Source organism: Tepidimonas alkaliphilus, from assembly GCF_007556595.1.
Classification (GTDB): domain Bacteria; phylum Pseudomonadota; class Gammaproteobacteria; order Burkholderiales; family Burkholderiaceae_C; genus Tepidimonas; species Tepidimonas alkaliphila.
This window is the reverse complement of the sequence record NZ_VJNB01000005.1, coordinates 12746-29312: the sequence shown is the minus strand read 5'-3', so window position 1 is coordinate 29312 and position 16567 is coordinate 12746. Positions and strand designations below refer to the sequence as shown.

Genomic DNA, 16567 nt, shown 5'->3' with positions numbered 1-16567 from the left:
GGTGAAGGCATGAGTGTGGCGGCGCGGGCGGCTTTCGTCGCGCTGCCGGCGGCGGCGCTGGCCGCGCTGCTCGTGCTGCTGTCGGCGCACGAGCTGCCGCTGCGCTTGAGCTGGCCGTGGGTGCCGGCGGCGGGCATCGAGCTGGCGTTCCTCGTCGATGGGCTGGCGGCGCTGATGCTGTTGATGATCACCGGCATCGGCACGGCGGTGTTCGTCTATGCCGGCGGCTACCTGGCCGGGCACCCGCAGCAGGCGCGGCTCTATGCGCTGCTGACGGTGTTCATGGTGGCGATGATCGGCTGCGTCACCGCCGACAACCTGTTCACGCTGTTCGTGTTCTGGGAGATCACGAGCCTCGTGTCGTTCCTGCTGGTCGGCTTCGACCATGAGCAGGCCGCAAGCCGCCGCTCGGCGCAGCAGGCGCTGCTGGTGACCGGCACCGGCGGGCTGGCGCTGCTGGCCGGCTTCATCCTGCTGGCGCAGGCGGCCGGCACCAGCTCGATCAGCTCGTTGATTGACATCGTGCCGCAGCTGCCGGCCAGCCCTGCGCTGGTGGCGGCGCTGCTGCTGATCTTCGCCGGCGCCTTCACCAAGAGCGCGCAGTGGCCGTTTCACTTCTGGCTGCCCAACGCGATGGCGGCGCCGACGCCGGTGTCGGCCTACCTGCATTCGGCGACGATGGTCAAGCTCGGCGTCTACCTGCTGGCGCGGCTCGACCCGGCGTTCGGCCACTGGGAGCTGTGGGAGTGGACGCTGAAGGCGGTGGGGTCGCTGACCGCCGCCTGGGGCATGGTGCTGGCGCTGCGCGAGCGCGACCTCAAGCGCATCCTGGCCTGGTCCACGGTGGCCACGCTCGGCACGCTGGTGGTGCTGGTGGGGCTGCGCGGCGAGGGCGCGACGATCGCGGTGGGCGCGCTGCTGCTGGCGCACGCGCTGTACAAGGCGCCGCTGTTCTTCGTCGCCGGCAACGTCGACCACGGCACCGGCACGCGCGTGATCGACCGCCTGGGCAACCTGCGCCACGCGATGCCGTGGACGGCGGCGGCGGCGCTGCTGGCCGGCGCCTCGATGGCCGGCATGCCGATGTCGTTCGGCTACATCGCCAAGGACGCGATCCTGGCGGCCAAGGAGGCCGGCGAAGCGGCGCTGTTCGCGCGCGCGGCCCACACGGTGTTTGGCGCCATTGCGGTGGCGGTGGCGGCGGTGGCGGCGATCCGCGTGTTCTGGCGCCACCCCGGCGCCAACGAGACGCCGCCGGCGCACGAGGGCGGGCCGGCGCTGGTGCTGCCGCCGCTGGTGCTGGCGCTGCTGGGTATCGTGCTCGGGGTGTTCCCGTTCGTCGTGCAGGATCTGATCGCCGAGGCGTCGGTGGCGATGACGCCGGGCGCCGAGGCGGTGGCGCTGGCCCTGGCGCTGGAGGCCGGCCCGGCGCTCGTGTCGGTCGCGGTGACGCTGGCGGTGGGGCTGACGGTGTTCGCGTTCTGGGACCCGCTGCACCGCGCGCTGGAGTGGCTGGGGGCGCGGCTGGCGCCGCTGGCGATGGCGGCGCACTACGAGCGCGCCCTGCGCGCGATCCCGCGGCTGGCGGCGCTCGTCACGCGCGCGCTGCAGCACGGCGCGCTGCCGGGCTACGTCGGGCTGATGGTGGCCGTCGTCGTGCTGGCGCTCGTGGTGGTGGGGGTGAGCATCACCGCAGGCTGGGCGTGGCCGGCGGCCTCCCTGCCGAGTCTCGGGCTGCTGGCCGGGGCGCTGCTGGTGGCGGCCGGGGCGCTCTTGGCGCTGCCGCAGCGCGACCGCCTGGTGCTGTTGCTGGCCGCGGGGCTGACGGGCTACGGCAGCGCGCTCGTGTTCCTGTTCGCCGGCGCGCCGGACGTGGCGTTGACGCAGTTCGTCGTCGAGTCGGTGTTCGTCGTCGTGGCGGCCTCGGTGCTGATGAAGCTGCGCCTGCGTGGCTACGGGGCGGGGCTGGTGGACGACGGGCCGCGGGCGTGGCGCGCGCTGCTGGCGCTGGCCGCGGGGGTGGGCGCGGCGGCGTGGCTGCTGCTGTCGGCGGCCACACCGTTCGATGCGGCGCTGTCGGACTTCTTCGGCACGCGCAGCGTGCCCGAGGCGCACGGGCGCAACGTCGTCAACGTGATCCTGGTGGACTTCCGCGCGCTGGATACGCTGGGCGAGATCTCGGTGGTGATGCTGTCGCTGCTGGCGGCGTGGCCGCTGCTGCAGGCGCTGGCGCGCCAGCGCGACTGGGGCGCGCGCCGCGCGGCGCCGGCGCGGGAGGAGCCGCGATGAACCGCCGCTCGCCGATGCTGGAGGTGGTGGCCGGGCCGCTCTACGTTCTGATCGTGGCGGCGTCGCTGTGGGTGCTGCTGCGCGGGCACAACGAGCCGGGCGGCGGCTTCATCGGCGGGCTGGTGGCGGCCAGCGCCTCGGTGCTGTGGGCGGTGGCGCGCGGCACCGTGGCGGCGCGGCGGCGCCTGCCGCTGCGCTCGCCGCAGGCGCTGGCGGCGGCGGGCGTGGCGCTGGCGCTGCTGTCGGGGCTGCCGGCGGGGTGGCTCGGCCTGCCGTACCTGACGCACCTGTGGGCCAGCCTGCCGGGCGGCGTGGCGGTGTCCACCGTGCTGGTGTTCGACCTCGGCGTGTACCTGTGCGTCTGGGGGGCGCTGGCGGGCTATGCGCTGGCGCTGCTGGCGCTGGACGAGGCGCCGGCGGCGGACGGCGAGCCGGCGGGAGGGGATCGATGATCTGGGCATTGGCGCTGGCGGTCGGGGTGGCGCTGGGGGCTGGGGTGTACCTGGCGCTGTCGCGTGACGTGCTGCGCATCGTGCTGGGGCTGGCGATCGCCGGCAGCGCGGTGAATCTGGCGCTGTTCGCCTCCGGGCGGCTCGGATCGGCGCAGCCGGCGGTGGTGCCCCCCGGCCAGCTGGCGCTGGAGCAGGCGGCCAACCCGCTGCCGCAGGCGCTGGTGCTCACCGCGATCGTCATCAGCTTTGCGCTGGTGTGCTTTGCGCTGGTGCTGGCGCTGCGGCTGATCCAGCGCGTCGGCAGCGACGACGCGGCGCTGCTGCGCCAGGCCGAGCCGCCGGCCACCGACCCGGTCAAGCCGCCGCTGACGCCGCCGGCGTTCGAGCCGGCGTGGCCGCCGCGCGCCGACGGCGGCGCGGAGGACGCGCGATGAGCTGGCTCGTCACCGTGCCGGTGCTGGTGCCGCTGGCCACCGCCGCGGCCACCACGCTGCTGCAGCGCCATGCGGCGGCGCAACGCGTGGTCAGCCACCTCGGCGCATGGGCGCTGCTGGCCGGCGCGCTGACGCTGCTGGCGCAGGTCAACTCGGGTGCGCCGGCGCGCATGGTGTTCGGCGACTGGGGCGAGCCGTTTGGCATCGTGTTCGCGGTGGACCGGCTGTCGGCGGCCCTGGTGCTCGTCACCGCGGTGATGGCGGTGGCGTGCCTGACGTTTCAGGCCAGCGACGCCGACCCGGGGCCGGCGCACCCGCTGCAGCTGCCGCTGGTGCACGGGCTGCTGGCCGGGGTCGGCGGGGCGTTCGCCACCGCCGACCTGTTCAACCTCTACGTCTGGTTCGAGGTGATGCTGATCTGCGCGGTGGGCCTGCTGGCGCTGGGCGGGCGCACCGATCAGCTCGACGGCACGTTCAAGTATTTCACGCTGAACCTGGTCGGCACGCTGCTGCTGTTGCTGGCGGTCGGCATGGTCTACGCCGTCAGCGGGCACCTGAACTACGGTGCGCTGGCGCAGGCGCTGCCGCAGGCGCCGGCCGGGCCGGTGGCGCTGGCGCTCGCGGGCCTGCTGCTGGCGTTGCTGATCAAGGCCGGGGCGTTTCCGCTGTTCGCCTGGCTGCCGGCGGCCTACCCGACGCTGCCGGCGCCGCTGCTGGCGCTGTTTGCGGGGCTGCTGACCAAGGTCGGCGCCTACGCGGTGCTGCGCACGCTGGCCGATTGGGCGCCGCGGGCGAGCGCCGCCTGGCTGGCCGAGGCGCTGGGCTGGATCGCGGCGGCCACGATGCTGGTGGGGGTGCTGGGCGCCGCCTACCACTGGGACATGCGGCGCATCCTGGCGTTTCACATCGTCAGCCAGATCGGCTACATCCTGCTGGCGGTGGCGCTGGCCAGCCCGGCCGGCGATGCGGCGGCGCTGTTCTACACGCTGCACCACATCGTCGTGAAGGCCAACCTGTTCCTGATCGCCGCGATGGTCTGGCGGCTGGCCGGTGGCTACGACCTGCGCGCCGTCGGCGGCCTGTGGCGCGCGCGCCCGTGGCTCGGGGTGTTGTTCCTGGTACCGGCGCTGTCGCTGGTCGGCATCCCGCCGTTGTCAGGCTTCTGGTCCAAGCTGTGGGTGCTGCAGGAGGCGTTGGCGCAGGGGCGCTTGGTCTGGACCGCGGTGGCGCTGCTGGTGAGTGTGCTGACGCTGTATTCGATGATGAAGATCTGGATGGAGGCGTTCTGGAAGCCGCACCCGCAGCCGGGCTGGCAGCCGCCGCGCGACGCGCGTCTGGGCCCGGCGTGGGCGGCGACGCTCATGCTTGCGCTCATCACGCTGGCCATCGGGCTGTGGCCGCAGGCGCTGCTCGATTACGCGCTGGCGGCGGCCGGGACGCTGGGCGGAGGGGCGCGATGAGGGCCGGGCCGGTGCGCAAGGCGGCCGCAGCGCTGGCGCTGCTGGCGCGCTTCCTCGTGGCGGTGGTGGTGTCGGGCGTGCAGACGGTCGGCGTGATCGGGCGCGCGACGCTGAAGCGCCGCGCGCCACCGGCGGCGTTCGTGCGGGTGCCGTTTGCGCCGATGAGCGAGCAGGGCGCGGCGCTGCTGGCCTGCATGGTGACGCTCACGCCCGGCACCACCGCGATCGACATCGACCTGCGACGCCGTGAGCTGCTGCTGCACGTGCTGGACGCCTCCGACACCGAGGCGGTGCTGCGCGGCATCCGGCGCGACTTCGAGCCGGGGCTGGTGACGCTGTTCGGACGGGAGGGCTGAAACATGGGCGTGACGGTGACGATCCTGGTGCTGGCGGCCGCGCTGGCCACGGCGCTGGCGGTGGTGCGGATGCTGCGCGGGCCGCGCCACGCCGACCGCATCGTGGCGCTGGACATCCTGCTGGCGGCGGCGGTGGCGCTGTGCGTGGCGGCGGCGCTGGCCACGCAGCGCACGGTGTTTCTCGACGTGGCCATCGGGCTGGCGCTGGTGGGGTTCGTCGCCACCATCGGCTGGGCGCGGCTGGTGGACCGGGGGGGCGCGTCGTGAGCGCGCTCGGGCACCTGCTGCTTTGGATCGGGGCGGCGCTGCTGGTGGTGGCCGCCTGGGGGGTGGTGGCGCTGCCGGATGCGCTGACGCGCCAGCACGCCGCCACCAAGGCCGGCACGCTGGCGGTGGCGCTGGTGGCGCTGGGCGCGCTGCTGGTGGCCGGGCAGTGGGCGTGGACCTGGCGGCTGCTGCTGGTGATCGGCTTCCTGCTGGCGACGCTGCCGGTGGCCTCCAACCTGCTGGCGCGCGCCGCGGTGCGCGAGGCCGGGCTGGACGACGACGTGCGCCGCGCCGTCCCTGCCGGCGGCCAGCACCCCTGAACGCGCGCATCGGCGCCGAAAAGCGCCGCCGCGCGTGCCTACAATCGCGGGGTCGCGGCGGCATCCGCCGCGGCGGCGCGGCCGCCGGGTCGTGCCCGCCCCACCCCGCACCGTCGTCATGGCCGTCCTCCTTGCCATCATCCTGCTGCCGCTGGTCGTCGGCACCGCGCTGACGTGGGCGCTGTCGCGCCGCTCGCGCGCCGCCACCGTGGCGGCGGCGCTGGCCGTCACGCTGGCGAGCCTGGCGCTGATCGTGGCGCAGGCGCCGCAGGTCTGGGCAGGGCAGGCGGTGGCGGGCTTCCTGCCGTGGGTGCCCGACATCGGCCTCAACGTCGGCCTGCGCATGGATGGGCTGGCGTGGCTGTTTGCCGCGCTGATCACCTTCATCGGCGTGCTGATCGTCGTCTACGGGGCCTACTACCTCGGCCCGGACGATCCGCCCGGCAAGTTCTACGCCGTGCTGATGCTGTTCATGGCGGCGATGCTGGGTGTGGTGCTGTCGGACAACCTGCTGCTGCTGGTGGTGTTCTGGGAGCTGACCAGCCTGTCGTCGTTCCTGCTGGTGGGCTACTGGAGCCACCGCGCCGACGCGCGCGCCGGGGCGCGGCAGGCGCTGGCGGTGACCGGCGGCGGCGGGCTGGCGATGCTGGCGGGCTTCGTGCTGCTGGGCTGGGTCGCCGGGACGTTCGAGATCAGCGAGATGGCCGGCCGCGCCGCCGAGATCCAGGCCGACCCGTGGTTCGTGCCGGCGCTGTTGCTGATCCTGCTGGGCGCCTTCACCAAGAGCGCGCAGTGGCCGTTCCACTTCTGGCTGCCGGACGCGATGGCGGCGCCGACGCCGGTGTCGGCCTACCTGCACTCGGCCACCATGGTCAAGGCCGGCCTGTTCCTGCTGATGCGGCTGCATCCGGTGCTGGCCGGCAGCGGCACGTTCGAGCTGCTGGTGACGGGCGCCGGGCTGGTCACGGTAGCATTCGCGGCCTTCGTGGCCATCTTCAAGCACGACCTCAAGGGCCTGCTGGCCTACTCCACGGTCAGCCACCTCGGGCTGATCATGTTCCTCGTGGGGCTCGGCTCGCCGCTGGCGGCGGCGGCGGCGCTGCTGCACGTGCTCAACCACGCCAGCTTCAAGGCGCCGCTGTTCATGGTGGCCGGCATCGTCGATCACGAGACCGGCTCGCGCGACATGCGGCGGCTGGGCGGCCTGGCGGTGCTGATGCCGTGGACGGCGACGCTGGCGGTGGTGGCGGCGGCCTCGATGGCCGGCGTGCCGCTGACCAACGGCTTCGTCTCCAAGGAGCTGTTCTTCGCCGAGGCGGTGGGCACCGGCACGTGGTTCGTGCCGCTGGTGGTGACGCTGGCCGGCGCGTGCAGCGTGGCGTATTCGCTGCGGCTGGTGCACGACACCTTCTTCCACGGGCCGCCGGGCGAGGTGCCGAACCCGCACCCGCACGAGCCGCCACTGGGCATGCGGCTGCCGGCCACCTTGCTGGTGCTGATCGCGGTGGCGGCGGGGCTGGCGCCGGCGGCGGTGTTCGGCCCGCTGGTGGAGGTGGCGGCGGCGGCGATGGTGGCGCCGCAGCCGTTGCCCGAGCTGCACCTGGCGCTGTGGCACGGCGTCAACCTGCCGTTGGTGATGAGCCTGCTGGCGCTGGCCGGCGGAGTGGCGCTGTACGCCGCGCTGCAGCGCGGCCGCCGGCTGCACGGGCTGGCGGTGGAGGGCTGGTTCGGTCCGCTGCAGGGGCGCGTGGTGTTCGAGCGCGCCATCGATGGCCTGCTCGGCCTGGCCGGGCGCGCCACCGCGGCGCTGGAAAACGGCTCGCTGCAGCGCTACGTGGCGTGGCTGGTCGGCGCGGCGGTGGTGGTGGCCGCCGCGGTGCTGGCCGGGCAGGGCATTGGCGCCGGCGCGCGCGAGCGGCTGCCGGCCAACGCGCTGGCCTGGGTGGTGTGGGCGCTGCTGGCGGCCACCTGCGTGGCGCTGGTGGCGCTGCACCACTGGCGCTTCCTGGCGGTGGTGCTGGTCGGCGTCGTCGGGCTGGTGACGTCGCTGGTGTTCGTGAGCTTTTCGGCGCCGGATCTGGCACTGACCCAGCTGTCGGTGGAGCTGGTCTCCACCGTGCTGCTGCTGATGGGGCTGGCGCTGCTGCCGGCGCGCACGCCGCGCGAATCGACCTCCGACCGCCGCCTGCGCGACGCGCTGCTGGCGATCGCCGGCGGCGCGGGCCTGGGCTGGATCGCCTGGGTGATGCTGACGCGCGATTACAGTTCGATCGCGTGGTACTTCCTCGAGCACTCGCTGCCGAAGGGTGGCGGCGCCAACGTCGTCAACGTCATCCTGGTGGACTTCCGCGGCTACGACACGTTTGGCGAGATCACGGTGCTGGCGATCGCGGCGATCGGCGTGCTGGCCCTGCTGGAGGGCATGCGCGTGCACCGGCCGGCGGTGGACGAGGGCGGGCGGCGCTGGACGTTCGCCGAGCCGCCGCTGCTGCTGCGCGTGGCGGCCTCGGTGGTGCTGCCGGCGGCGCTGGTGGTGGCGGTCTATATCTTCATGCGCGGGCACAACGCGCCCGGCGGCGGCTTCATCGCCGGGCTGGTGACGGCGGTGGCGCTGGTGCTGCAGTTCATGGCGCTGGGCCAGCGGCGCGCCGAGGCCGCGCTGCGCGCCGGGGGCGGGCGGCGTTACGTGCGCTGGATTGGCACGGGGCTGGCCACCGCCGGGGCCACCGGCATCGGCGCTTTCCTGTTCGGGCGGCCGTTCCTGACCAGCGCGCACGGCCATCCGCACCTGCCGCTGCTGGGTGAGCTGCCGCTCGCAAGCGCGGCACTGTTCGACCTCGGGGTGTATTTCACGGTGGTCGGCGCCACGCTGCTGACGATCTCGATGCTCGGCTCGGCCAGCGTCGAGGGGCACGAGCGCCGCGGACCCGAAGCGGGAGGGCCGGCACGATGAGCATGGAATTTCTGGTTGCCTCGGGCCTGGGGCTGGTGACGGCCTGCGGCCTCTACCTGTTGCTGCGCGGGCGCACCTTCCCGGTGGTGCTGGGGCTGTCGCTGCTGAGCTACGCGGTCAACGTCTTCATCTTCGTGATGGGGCGGCTGTGGACCGACGCGCATCCGATCCTCGGCAGCGGCGAGACGGTGGTCGATCCCTTGCCGCAGGCGCTGGTGCTGACCGCGATCGTGATCGGCTTTGCCACCACCGGCTTCATCGTCGAGCTCGCGCTGCGCAGCGCGCACGAGAACGGCAGCGACCACGTCGACGGCCGTGAGCCGGGGGTGCCGCTGGGTGCTGCCGCGCGCCGGGAGGAGGGCTGATGGCGGCGCTGCAGGCGTTCTGGCAGGCGCACGCGCCGGTGCTGTCGGTGTTGCTGCCGTCGCTGACGGCGGTGGCGCTGCTGCTGCTCGGCGACCACGACGGCCCCTCCGCCCAGGGCGGCGGCCACGGCAGCGCGGCGCGTCTGGCGCGCCGGCGTGCGCTGAGCCTGGCCTCGGCGACGCTGGGGCTGCTGCTGGCGCTGGCGCTGGTGGCGCGCGCTTCCAGCGGCGAGCTGACGGTGTACGAGCTCGGCGAATGGCCGGCGCCGTTCGGCATCGTGATGGTGGTCGATCGCCTCGCGGCGCTGATGGTGCTGCTGACGCAGGCGGTGGCGCTGCCGGTGCTGGGCTACGCCTGCGGCGGCTGGGACACGCGTGGGCGTCACTTCCACGCCATCTTCCACTTCCAGCTGATGGGGCTCAACGGGGCGTTCCTCACAGGCGACCTGTTCAACCTGTTCGTCTTCTTCGAGGTGCTGCTGATCGCCTCCTACGTGCTGCTGCTGCACGGGCAGGGGCGCGAGCGGCTGCGCATGGGCGTGCACTATGTGGTGCTCAACCTCACCGCCTCGGCGCTGTTCCTGATCGGGCTGGCGATCATCTACTCCGTCACCGGCACGCTCAACATGGCCGACGTGGCGCTGAAGGTGGCGCAGCTGCAGGGCGCCGAGCTGCGGCTGGCGCAGGCTGCGGCGCTGATCCTGCTGGTGGTGTTCGGCCTCAAGGCGGCGCTGGTGCCGCTCTACTTCTGGCTGCCGGGCGCCTACGCCGCGGCCAGCGCGCCGGTGGCGGCGCTGTTCGCGGTGATGACCAAGGTCGGCGTCTACGCGATCGTGCGCGTGCACTGGGTGATCTTCGGGCTGGACGCCGGCGCGGCCACGCTGACCGCGCAGCCGTGGCTGCTGCCGGCGGCGCTCATGACCAGCGTGCTCGGCGTGCTGGGGGCGCTGGCGGCGCACACGCTGGCGCGGCTGGTGGCGTACCTGACGGTGGCCTCGGTCGGCACCATCGCCGCCGGCGTGGCGCTGTTCACGCCGGAGACGCTGTCGGCGGCGCTCTACTACACGCTGCACAGCACGGTGGTGATCGCCGGGCTGTTCCTGTTCGTCGAGCTGGCCGCGGCGCAGCGCGGCGCGGTCGGCGACCGGCTGCAGCCGGCGCCGGCGGTGCGCGAGCCGGTGCTGCTCGGCGTGATGATGCTGTTCGGCGCGGCCTCCGCCGCCGGCCTGCCGCCGCTGCCGGGCTTTCTTGGCAAGGTGATGCTGCTGCAGAGCTCGGCCGGGCTGCCGGCGCAGCCGTGGGTGTGGTCGGTGATGCTGGGGGTTGGGTTCCTGACGCTGATCGGCTTGGCGCGCGCTGGCATTGTGATGTTCTGGCATGTCGAGCCGGCGCAGCCGGCGCCGTCGGCCGGCGGCAGCGCCCGGCTGCTGGCCGCGCCGTGGGCCTTTATGGCGCTGACGGTGGCGCTGGCGGTGGGCGCCGCCCCGGTCAAGGCTTACACCGACGCCGCCGCGCGCCAGCTGACCGACAAGGCCGGCTACGCGGCGGCGGTGCTGGCGCGCCACGGCGGCCCGCAGGTGCCGACCACGCGCCCGTATGACGGCCGCGTGCCGGCATCGGCCGTCCCCGCGCAGGAGGAAGCCCGATGAACCCGGCGACCCGCCATGAGCCGCTGCGCCCCGGCCAGCCGCCGACCGGCTGGCGGCGTTGGTTTCCGCACCCGGTGTTGTCGCTGCAGCTGGGGCTCACCTGGCTGTTGCTGGCGCACAGCCTGGCGCTGGCGCACCTGTTGGCGGCGCTGCTGCTGGCCTGGGCGGTGCCGCGGCTGCTGGCGCCGTTCCTTGGCGATGCCAGCCGCCTGCACTGGCCGTCGGTGCTGCGGCTGGTGGCGGTGGTGCTGTGGGACATCGTGGTGGCCAACGTCACCGTGGCGCGGCTGACGCTGGGGCCGATGCAGCGGTTGCAGCCGGCCTGGCTGCGCCTGCCGCTGGCCACCGACCATGCGCGCGTCAACGCGCTGCTGGCCAGCATCATCACGATGACGCCGGGCACGGTGTCGGCGGTGATCGACGAGCGCCGCGGCGAGCTGCTGGTGCACGCGCTCAACTGCGACGACGCCGCCGCGATGGTGGCCGACATGAAGGCACGCTACGAGGCGGCGCTGCTGCGCGTGTTCCGCGTTGACCTGAATGCCGCGCGCGGCGCGCCCTTTAAGGAGTGAGCGATGAGCCCGTTGCTGATGCTGGCCCTGGACGTGGGCACCGCGGTGGTGGCGGTGGCGGTGCTGCTGTGCAGCTGGCGGCTGCTGCGCGGCCCAGAGCTGCCCGACCGCATCCTGGCGCTGGACACGCTCTACATGGGGCTGGTGGCGCTGATCATCCTGCTGGACATCCGCTACGACACCGCGCTGCTGTTCGAGGCGGCGCTGATCGTGGCGATGCTGGGCTTCGTCTCCACGGTGGCGCTGGCGCGCTACGTCACGCGCGGCGACGTGATCGAGTGAAGGAGGACGGGCGATGACGGCTCTGCTGGAAAACCTGGCCGCGCTGCTGATCCTGGCGGCGTCGTTCTTCCTGCTGGTCGGCGCGATCGGGCTGATGCGCTTTGCGGATTTCTACATGCGGCTGCACGCGCCGACCAAGGCCTCGACGCTGGGCGTCGGCGGGGTGCTGATCGCCTCCATGCTGGTGACGCTGGCGCACGGGCGCCCCGGCTTGGCGGAGCTGCTGATCACGCTGTTCGTGTTCGTGACGGCGCCGGTGTCGGCCAGCCTGATGGCGCAGGCGGCGCTGCACCTGCGCGTGCCGTCGCGCGCGCCGCTGCCGCGGGAGGCGCTGCGCATGCGCGGTGGCGAATGAGGGCGGCCTGTTATGGCGAGCACGCCCGCTCGCGAACCGCGGGGTCAAACGGCGCTATCGATGGGGCAGGCGGACGGCAAGTTGTAGAACGCCCGGATGCCGTTCCATGCCTCCTCTGGCGTGTCCACATAGCGGAACAGGTCCAGATCTTCGGGTGAGATGACGCCCTCCTCGACCATCAGGTCGAAGTTGATCAGCCGCTTCCAATAGGCGCTGCCATAGAGGAACACCGGCACCGGGCGCGACTTGCGCGTCTGCACCAGCGTCAGCACCTCAAACAGCTCGTCCAGCGTGCCAAAGCCGCCGGGGAAGGCCACCAGCGCCTTGGCGCGCATCATGAAATGCATCTTGCGCAGCGCGAAGTAGTGGAATTTGAAGCGCAGCTGAGGGGTGATGTAGGGGTTGGGCTCCTGCTCGTGCGGCAGCAGGATGTTGAGCCCGACGCTGGGCGCGCCCACATCATGCGCGCCGCGATTGGCCGCCTCCATGATGCCGGGGCCGCCGCCGGTGACGATGTAGAGCTGGCTGTCCTTCGGGCACGACTGGCTGTAGGCCGCCACCAGCTGCGCGAAACGGCGCGCCTCGTCGTAGTAGCGCGCGTTGCGGCGCAGCGCCGCGGCGCGGCGGATCGCCTGCGCGTCGCCGCTGGCCTGCGCGGCCTGCCAGAGCGCCTCGGCCTCGACCGGCTCGCGGAAGCGTGCGCTGCCGAAGACGACGATGGTGTTTTCAATGCCGAACTCGGCCATGCCGAGGTCGGGCTTGAGCAGCTCCAGCTGAAACCGGATGCCGCGCGTCTCGCGCCGCAGCAAAAACTCCGGGTCGGCAAACGCCAATCGGTAAGCGTCTGCGGGCGGCCTGGAGCCGTTGTCGGACAGCAGGTGCAGCTCCATGCCCGCGTCGGAAAGGCGGTGCGTTTGCAGGTCGTGCTCAGGGTCGAGCGGCGCGGAGGCCATGAGGCGCGAACCAAGGGAAATGAAGTCTTGCCGAACAGCCGTGCTCGGGGCGGTCGCCGGCGTAGCGGCTGCGGCTGTGGCGAGATGGGTTTAGACGCGCTTGCGGTATTCGCCCGTGCGCGTGTCGATTTCGATCTTGTCGCCCTGCTCGACGAAGATCGGCACCATCACTTCAAAGCCGGTGGCGATTTTGGCCGGTTTCATGACCTTGCCCGAGGTGTCGCCTTTGACGGCGGGTTCGGTCCAGGTGATCTCGCGTACCACGGTGGTCGGCAGCTCAATCGAGATGGCTTTGCCTTCGTAAAAGACGACCTCAGCGGTCATGCCATCTTCCAGGTAATTGAGCGCATCGCCCATGTTGTCGGCTTCTACCTCGTATTGGTTGTATTCGGCGTCCATCCAGACATACATGGGGTCGGCGAAGTAGGAGTAAGTGCACTCCTTCTTGTCCAGGATGATGTGGTCCAACTTGTCGTCGGCTTTGAAAACCACCTCGCTGACACTGTTGGTCAGCAACGCTTTGAGCTTCATGCGCACGGTGGCGGCGCCGCGACCGCCGCGCTGGTATTCGGTTTTCAGGACGACCATCGGATCCTTGCCGTGCATGATGACGTTGCCGGCGCGGATTTCTTGAGCAAGCTTCATGGTAGGAATGGAGACCGTCTAAAGATATCCAAAAGCAGCAGGCCGCATGGCAAGCGCCGCCAGCGGCCAAACCTGCTTCTATTGTATCGCGCCCTATGCGGCAGGATCGCCAACGCGCCGCTTGGCTGCGACGAAGGCGAGCAGCCGCCTCAGCAGGTCCGGCTGCGCGCGCAGCCGCGCGCGCAGTGCCGCGGCGTGCGCCGTCCACGCGGCCAGGTCGGCCGCGGTCAGCGGCGGCGGGTCGGCGCCGCCGGGCGCGTCGTTGAGCGCCCGCATCCACGCCGCCCAGCTAGGCGGGCCGTCCGCCCAGGCGAGAAACGCCGCCAGCTTGGCGTGGTGCGCGGCGTCGTCCTGCGGGTAGAGCTGCCACAGGAAGGCGCGGCCGGCCCACAGCGCGCGCACCAGCGAATCCTCGCCGCGCACGAGGTTGAGGTCGCAGGCCCACAGTCGCTCGTCGAACGCGTCCTGCGGCACCGGCGCGCAGGGCGTCACGCGCGCCGCGGCGGGCAATGGCGCGGCGGCGTCGAGCCGGCCCCAGTGCGCGGCGCAGCGCCCCGGCGCCACCAGCCAGTGCGCCGCGGCCAGCGCCGGCTGGTGACGCAGCGCGGCCAGCGCCATCGGCTCGTAGGTGAAGACGCTGACCCACGGCCCGGGGTGCGCGCCGTGCGCGGCGCGCCACACGGCGGCGTCGAAGGCGGCCTGGCGCGCGTCCAGATCAGCCTCGCGCAGCAGCCCGCCGGTGGCCGGCGTGAAACCGGGGAAGAAGAACCACTTGGTGCGGCCGGCCAGCGCGCCGCTGAGCACCGGCGAGGGCAGGCCGTGGCTGCGCTCGACCCACGGCTCGGCGCTCAGGTATTCGAGGTTGAGCCAGACGGTGGGGCAGCCGGTCTCGTCGTGCGCCGGCAGCAGGGCCTGCACCCAGGCGTCCGCCACGTGGCAGCCGAACATTTCCACCAGCACCTGCGCCGGCGGCAGGCCGCTGGGCGGGGGCGCCTCGGCGCCGCGCGGCCAGCGGTGCACCGCCACGGCCGGCACGATCCCGCGCGCGGCCCCCGGCGCCATCCAGTCCAGCGGCGCCGGGTCGTCGATCCACAGCCGCACCTGCTGGCCGGCGGCGGCGAGCTGGCGGCACAAGCGCCACGCCACGCCGGCGTCGCCCCAGTTGTCGATCACGTGGCAGAACACATCCCAGCGCAGCGCCGGGGCGGCAAGGGGTGAGGGACAATCCGCGGTCATGGCCTCCTCGGTTCACGACGACGCATTGTGGCGCATGGTGGCGGCGCTGCCGACGCTGCCCGGGGTTTACCGCTTCTTCGACGCCGACGGGCAGCTGCTCTACGTCGGCAAGGCGCGCGACCTCAAGAAACGGGTCAGCAGCTACTTCCAGAAGACGCACGATGGCACGCGCATCGGCCACATGGTCAGCAAGATCGCGCGGCTGGAGACCACCGTCGTGCGCTCCGAGGCCGAGGCGCTGCTGCTGGAGAGCAACCTCATCAAGACCCAGCAGCCGCGCTACAACATCCTGTTCCGCGACCACAAGAGCTACCCGTACCTGCGCGTCGGCCTCAGCACCTGGGTGGCCGACGCGCCCGGCGCCGGCGCGATGCCCGGTGCGCCGAACCCGGATCACTACCCGCGCGTGTCGTACTACCGCGGCGCGGTGGACCGGCGCGCGCGCTATTTCGGCCCCTATCCGAACGCCTGGGCGGTCAAGCAGACCATCGAGCTGCTGCAGAAGGTGTTCCGGCTGCGCACCTGCGAGGACACGGTGTTCGCGCACCGCACGCGTCCGTGCCTGCTGCACCAGATCAAGCGCTGCAGCGCGCCGTGCGTCGGCGCGATCAGCCCGGCCGACTACGCCGCCGACGTGCGCGCCGCGTGCGACTTTCTGGAAGGCCGCAGCCAGGAGGTGCTGCAGGCGCTGCAGGCGCGCATGGAGGCGCTGGCGGGGCAGCTGGCGTTTGAGCAAGCCGCCGAGGTACGCGACCAGATCGGGGCGCTTTCGCGCGTGCTGCAGCAGCAGGCGATGGAAAGCCACGACGATCAGGATGTGGACATCATCGCGGTGGCGGTGCGCGGCGGGCGCGCCTGCGTCAACCTGGCAATGGTGCGCGGCGGGCGCCACCTCGGCGACCGGGCGACCTTCCCGGCCCACGTCGAGGACGGTGCGGCGCTGGCCGACGTGGACGGCGCGGCCAGCGCCGAGCAGCGCGTGCTGGAGGCGTTTCTGGCCCAGCACTACACCGACGTGCCGCCGCCGCCGCTGCTGGTGCTGGGCGCGCCGGTGGACGAGGCGCTGCTGGAGGCGCTGACCGAGCAGAGCGGCGTGCGCGTGCGCGCGGTGTTCCACCCGCGCGAGCAGCGCCGGGCGTGGCTCGAGATGGCACAGACCAACGCCGAGCTGCAGCTGGCGCGCCTGCTGGCCGAGGAAGGCTCGCAGCAGGCGCGCACGCGCGCGCTGGCCGAGGCGCTGGGGCTGGAGGCGGCAAGCCCCGAGGCGCTGGCGGCGCTGCGCATCGAAGCGTTCGACATCTCGCACACCGCCGGCGAGGCCACGATGGCCTCCTGCGTCGTCTATGAGCAGCACCAGATGCAGCCGCGCCAGTACCGCCGCTACGCGGTCGAGGGCATCACGCCCGGTGACGATCCGGCGGCGATGCGCCAGGTGCTGCAGCGCCGCTACGGCCGGCTGGCTGGTCAGCTGGCCGAGCAAGGGGGTGACGAGGTCGGTGGCGCACGGCTGCCGGACGTGGTGCTGATCGACGGCGGCGCGGCGCAGGTGGCGGCGGCGCGCGCGGTGTTCGAGTCGCTCGGGCTGGACATCGGCCGGCTGGTCGGCGTCGAGAAGGGCCAGGGGCGCAAGGTCGGGCTGGAGGAGCTGGTGTTCGCCGACGGCCGGCCGAAGGTGGCGCTGCCGCCGGATTCGGCGGCGCTGCTGCTGGTGGCGCAGATCCGCGACGAGGCGCACCGCTTCGCCCTCACCGGCATGCGCGCGCGCCGCGCCCGCGTCCGCACCGGCGCCAGCCGGCTGGAGGACATCCCGGGCGTCGGGCCGAAGAAGCGCGCGCGGCTGCTGGCGCGCTTCGGCGGCGTGCGCGGCGTGGCGGCGGCCAGCGTGGAGGAACTGGCCAGTGTCGAGGGCATCTCGCGCGCGCTGGCCGAGGCCATCCACCGCGCGCTGCGCGGCTGAGATCAACCCCGTGTCCAGCGCC

At 72.8% G+C, this 16567-nt stretch carries 17 protein-coding genes; 14 read left to right on the top strand and 3 right to left on the bottom strand.

Annotated features, from left to right (window positions below; all coding sequences use genetic code 11):
- The first annotated feature begins 9 nt into the window (after positions 1-9).
- The 13 genes from mbhE (at position 10) to Talka_RS05955 (ending at position 11754) form a co-directional block, all read left to right on the top strand.
- Complete coding sequence (gene mbhE / locus Talka_RS06015) at positions 10-2289, top strand: hydrogen gas-evolving membrane-bound hydrogenase subunit E (protein WP_185970082.1); 2280 nt, start codon at positions 10-12, stop codon at positions 2287-2289.
- Positions 2286-2741 (top strand): MnhB domain-containing protein, encoded by a 456-nt coding sequence (locus tag Talka_RS06010; protein ID WP_143890218.1) that lies wholly within the window; start codon positions 2286-2288, stop codon positions 2739-2741. Before mbhE ends, Talka_RS06010 begins: the two co-directional genes overlap by 4 nt.
- A complete protein-coding gene (locus Talka_RS06005; RefSeq protein ID WP_143890217.1) occupies positions 2738-3175 on the top strand; it encodes a sodium:proton antiporter in 438 nt (145 codons plus the stop codon). Before Talka_RS06010 ends, Talka_RS06005 begins: the two co-directional genes overlap by 4 nt.
- Positions 3172-4635 carry a complex I subunit 5 family protein gene (locus tag Talka_RS06000; protein ID WP_143890216.1) on the top strand — a complete coding sequence of 488 codons (1464 nt, stop codon included), beginning with the start codon at positions 3172-3174 and terminating at the stop codon, positions 4633-4635. Before Talka_RS06005 ends, Talka_RS06000 begins: the two co-directional genes overlap by 4 nt.
- Positions 4632-4991, top strand: a complete 360-nt coding sequence (locus Talka_RS05995) for a Na+/H+ antiporter subunit E (RefSeq protein WP_143890215.1) — start codon at positions 4632-4634, stop codon at positions 4989-4991. The genes Talka_RS06000 and Talka_RS05995 overlap by 4 nt, the downstream gene beginning before the upstream one ends.
- Positions 4992-4994: 3 nt before the next feature.
- Positions 4995-5258, top strand: a complete 264-nt coding sequence (locus Talka_RS05990) for an MrpF/PhaF family protein (protein WP_143890214.1) — start codon at positions 4995-4997, stop codon at positions 5256-5258.
- Positions 5255-5578: a monovalent cation/H(+) antiporter subunit G gene (gene mnhG, locus Talka_RS05985; protein WP_185970081.1), complete on the top strand. Its 324-nt coding sequence runs from the start codon at positions 5255-5257 to the stop codon at positions 5576-5578. Before Talka_RS05990 ends, mnhG begins: the two co-directional genes overlap by 4 nt.
- A gap of 118 nt (positions 5579-5696) precedes the next feature.
- On the top strand, positions 5697-8531 hold the full coding sequence (locus Talka_RS05980; protein WP_143890212.1) for a monovalent cation/H+ antiporter subunit A: 2835 nt from the start codon (positions 5697-5699) through the stop codon (positions 8529-8531).
- 2 nt (positions 8532-8533) lie between these two features.
- The gene (locus Talka_RS05975; RefSeq protein WP_221933860.1) at positions 8534-8896 is read left to right on the top strand and encodes a Na+/H+ antiporter subunit C; all 363 of its coding nucleotides are present in this window, start codon (positions 8534-8536) and stop codon (positions 8894-8896) included.
- Complete coding sequence (locus tag Talka_RS05970; protein WP_143890210.1) at positions 8896-10545, top strand: monovalent cation/H+ antiporter subunit D; 1650 nt, start codon at positions 8896-8898, stop codon at positions 10543-10545. Before Talka_RS05975 ends, Talka_RS05970 begins: the two co-directional genes overlap by 1 nt.
- On the top strand, positions 10542-11117 hold the full coding sequence (locus Talka_RS05965) for a Na+/H+ antiporter subunit E (RefSeq protein WP_143890209.1): 576 nt from the start codon (positions 10542-10544) through the stop codon (positions 11115-11117). The genes Talka_RS05970 and Talka_RS05965 overlap by 4 nt, the downstream gene beginning before the upstream one ends.
- A 3-nt stretch (positions 11118-11120) precedes the next feature.
- Positions 11121-11399 (top strand): K+/H+ antiporter subunit F, encoded by a 279-nt coding sequence (locus tag Talka_RS05960; RefSeq protein WP_246100596.1) that lies wholly within the window; start codon positions 11121-11123, stop codon positions 11397-11399.
- 13 nt (positions 11400-11412) lie between these two features.
- Entirely contained in the window at positions 11413-11754 is a 342-nt protein-coding gene (locus Talka_RS05955; RefSeq protein ID WP_143890208.1) for a Na+/H+ antiporter subunit G, read from the top strand.
- A gap of 44 nt (positions 11755-11798) precedes the next feature.
- On the opposite strand, the gene Talka_RS05950 is transcribed toward Talka_RS05955, so the two are convergent.
- From Talka_RS05950 to earP, 3 genes are all read right to left on the bottom strand, one after another.
- Positions 11799-12707: an LOG family protein gene (locus Talka_RS05950; protein ID WP_143890207.1), complete on the bottom strand. Its 909-nt coding sequence runs from the start codon at positions 12705-12707 to the stop codon at positions 11799-11801.
- A gap of 90 nt (positions 12708-12797) precedes the next feature.
- Positions 12798-13352: an elongation factor P gene (gene efp, locus Talka_RS05945; protein WP_143890206.1), complete on the bottom strand. Its 555-nt coding sequence runs from the start codon at positions 13350-13352 to the stop codon at positions 12798-12800.
- 93 nt (positions 13353-13445) lie between these two features.
- Positions 13446-14588, bottom strand: a complete 1143-nt coding sequence (gene earP, locus Talka_RS05940; RefSeq protein ID WP_143890205.1) for an elongation factor P maturation arginine rhamnosyltransferase EarP — start codon at positions 14586-14588, stop codon at positions 13446-13448.
- Here earP and uvrC point away from each other — a divergent pair.
- Positions 14587-16545: an excinuclease ABC subunit UvrC gene (gene uvrC, locus Talka_RS05935; protein ID WP_185970080.1), complete on the top strand. Its 1959-nt coding sequence runs from the start codon at positions 14587-14589 to the stop codon at positions 16543-16545. The genes earP and uvrC overlap by 2 nt on opposite strands.
- Positions 16546-16567: the final 22 nt, after the last annotated feature.

Bases quoted from the DNA above. Each gene is read 5' to 3' on its own strand.
- Talka_RS06000 (WP_143890216.1), top strand. From the start codon at position 3,172: ATGAGCTGGCTCGTCACCGTGCCGGTGCTGGTGCCGCTGGCCACCGCC.
- Talka_RS05965 (WP_143890209.1), top strand. From the start codon at position 10,542: ATGAACCCGGCGACCCGCCATGAGCCGCTGCGCCCCGGCCAGCCGCCG.
- Talka_RS05970 (WP_143890210.1), top strand. From the start codon at position 8,896: ATGGCGGCGCTGCAGGCGTTCTGGCAGGCGCACGCGCCGGTGCTGTCG.
- efp (WP_143890206.1), bottom strand. From the start codon at position 13,352: ATGAAGCTTGCTCAAGAAATCCGCGCCGGCAACGTCATCATGCACGGC.
- Talka_RS05995 (WP_143890215.1), top strand. From the start codon at position 4,632: ATGAGGGCCGGGCCGGTGCGCAAGGCGGCCGCAGCGCTGGCGCTGCTG.
- Talka_RS06010 (WP_143890218.1), top strand. From the start codon at position 2,286: ATGAACCGCCGCTCGCCGATGCTGGAGGTGGTGGCCGGGCCGCTCTAC.
- mbhE (WP_185970082.1), top strand. From the start codon at position 10: ATGAGTGTGGCGGCGCGGGCGGCTTTCGTCGCGCTGCCGGCGGCGGCG.
- Talka_RS05950 (WP_143890207.1), bottom strand. From the start codon at position 12,707: ATGGCCTCCGCGCCGCTCGACCCTGAGCACGACCTGCAAACGCACCGC.
- Talka_RS05980 (WP_143890212.1), top strand. From the start codon at position 5,697: ATGGCCGTCCTCCTTGCCATCATCCTGCTGCCGCTGGTCGTCGGCACC.
- Talka_RS06005 (WP_143890217.1), top strand. From the start codon at position 2,738: ATGATCTGGGCATTGGCGCTGGCGGTCGGGGTGGCGCTGGGGGCTGGG.
- Talka_RS05990 (WP_143890214.1), top strand. From the start codon at position 4,995: ATGGGCGTGACGGTGACGATCCTGGTGCTGGCGGCCGCGCTGGCCACG.
- Talka_RS05955 (WP_143890208.1), top strand. From the start codon at position 11,413: ATGACGGCTCTGCTGGAAAACCTGGCCGCGCTGCTGATCCTGGCGGCG.
- earP (WP_143890205.1), bottom strand. From the start codon at position 14,588: ATGACCGCGGATTGTCCCTCACCCCTTGCCGCCCCGGCGCTGCGCTGG.
- Talka_RS05960 (WP_246100596.1), top strand. From the start codon at position 11,121: ATGAGCCCGTTGCTGATGCTGGCCCTGGACGTGGGCACCGCGGTGGTG.
- uvrC (WP_185970080.1), top strand. From the start codon at position 14,587: ATGGCCTCCTCGGTTCACGACGACGCATTGTGGCGCATGGTGGCGGCG.
- Talka_RS05975 (WP_221933860.1), top strand. From the start codon at position 8,534: ATGGAATTTCTGGTTGCCTCGGGCCTGGGGCTGGTGACGGCCTGCGGC.